The sequence below is a fragment of the Microbacterium sp. NPDC088619 genome, assembly GCF_044752825.1.
Lineage (GTDB): Bacteria > Actinomycetota > Actinomycetes > Actinomycetales > Microbacteriaceae > Microbacterium.
In genome coordinates, this window is the sequence record NZ_JBIVLZ010000003.1 from 1 (window position 1) to 1,874 (window position 1,874).

1 rRNA gene is annotated in these 1,874 nt (G+C 54.9%); it reads left to right on the forward strand.

What is annotated here, in order from left to right:
* Positions 1–259: 259 nt before the first annotated feature.
* A 16S ribosomal RNA gene (locus ACIP5T_RS18815) occupies positions 260–1,784 on the forward strand.
* The last annotated feature ends 90 nt before the right edge of the window (positions 1,785–1,874 follow it).

The following is a 1,874-nucleotide window of genomic DNA, read 5'->3' on the forward strand; positions in this document are numbered from 1 at the left end:
TAAGATAGAGAAGTTGCCCTTCGGGCCTGGTTGTGATGACTGGGTCGTGGGAGCATCCGATCCTTGAGAACTCAACAGCGTGCACTTGTCAAATGCCAAATTATCCTCGTCTAGCTTCGGCTGGGTGAGAATTCCTTTGGATCAAAGACCAACCTCCTTGTGGGGTTGGCATTCGGATGAAGTCAGCAATGAATTTGTCTCTTTGGTCAGCATCAAACTCGCTGCGTCACCGTTTTCCCGGTGTCGTATGCATTTCTTTTTTACGGAGAGTTTGATCCTGGCTCAGGATGAACGCTGGCGGCGTGCTTAACACATGCAAGTCGAACGGTGAACACGGAGCTTGCTCTGTGGGATCAGTGGCGAACGGGTGAGTAACACGTGAGCAACCTGCCCCTGACTCTGGGATAAGCGCTGGAAACGGCGTCTAATACTGGATACGAGTAGCGACCGCATGGTCAGCTACTGGAAAGATTTATTGGTTGGGGATGGGCTCGCGGCCTATCAGCTTGTTGGTGAGGTAATGGCTCACCAAGGCGTCGACGGGTAGCCGGCCTGAGAGGGTGACCGGCCACACTGGGACTGAGACACGGCCCAGACTCCTACGGGAGGCAGCAGTGGGGAATATTGCACAATGGGCGCAAGCCTGATGCAGCAACGCCGCGTGAGGGATGACGGCCTTCGGGTTGTAAACCTCTTTTAGCAGGGAAGAAGCGAAAGTGACGGTACCTGCAGAAAAAGCGCCGGCTAACTACGTGCCAGCAGCCGCGGTAATACGTAGGGCGCAAGCGTTATCCGGAATTATTGGGCGTAAAGAGCTCGTAGGCGGTTTGTCGCGTCTGCTGTGAAATCCGGAGGCTCAACCTCCGGCCTGCAGTGGGTACGGGCAGACTAGAGTGCGGTAGGGGAGATTGGAATTCCTGGTGTAGCGGTGGAATGCGCAGATATCAGGAGGAACACCGATGGCGAAGGCAGATCTCTGGGCCGTAACTGACGCTGAGGAGCGAAAGGGTGGGGAGCAAACAGGCTTAGATACCCTGGTAGTCCACCCCGTAAACGTTGGGAACTAGTTGTGGGGTCCATTCCACGGATTCCGTGACGCAGCTAACGCATTAAGTTCCCCGCCTGGGGAGTACGGCCGCAAGGCTAAAACTCAAAGGAATTGACGGGGACCCGCACAAGCGGCGGAGCATGCGGATTAATTCGATGCAACGCGAAGAACCTTACCAAGGCTTGACATATACGAGAACGGGCCAGAAATGGTCAACTCTTTGGACACTCGTAAACAGGTGGTGCATGGTTGTCGTCAGCTCGTGTCGTGAGATGTTGGGTTAAGTCCCGCAACGAGCGCAACCCTCGTTCTATGTTGCCAGCACGTAATGGTGGGAACTCATGGGATACTGCCGGGGTCAACTCGGAGGAAGGTGGGGATGACGTCAAATCATCATGCCCCTTATGTCTTGGGCTTCACGCATGCTACAATGGCCGGTACAAAGGGCTGCAATACCGCGAGGTGGAGCGAATCCCAAAAAGCCGGTCCCAGTTCGGATTGAGGTCTGCAACTCGACCTCATGAAGTCGGAGTCGCTAGTAATCGCAGATCAGCAACGCTGCGGTGAATACGTTCCCGGGTCTTGTACACACCGCCCGTCAAGTCATGAAAGTCGGTAACACCTGAAGCCGGTGGCCTAACCCTTGTGGAGGGAGCCGTCGAAGGTGGGATCGGTAATTAGGACTAAGTCGTAACAAGGTAGCCGTACCGGAAGGTGCGGCTGGATCACCTCCTTTCTAAGGAGCATCTGACTCTTCGGAGTCCAGAACCCAGATCGAAGGCATACGTTCTTCGCTGGGAGCTCATGGGTGGAACATTTGACATGG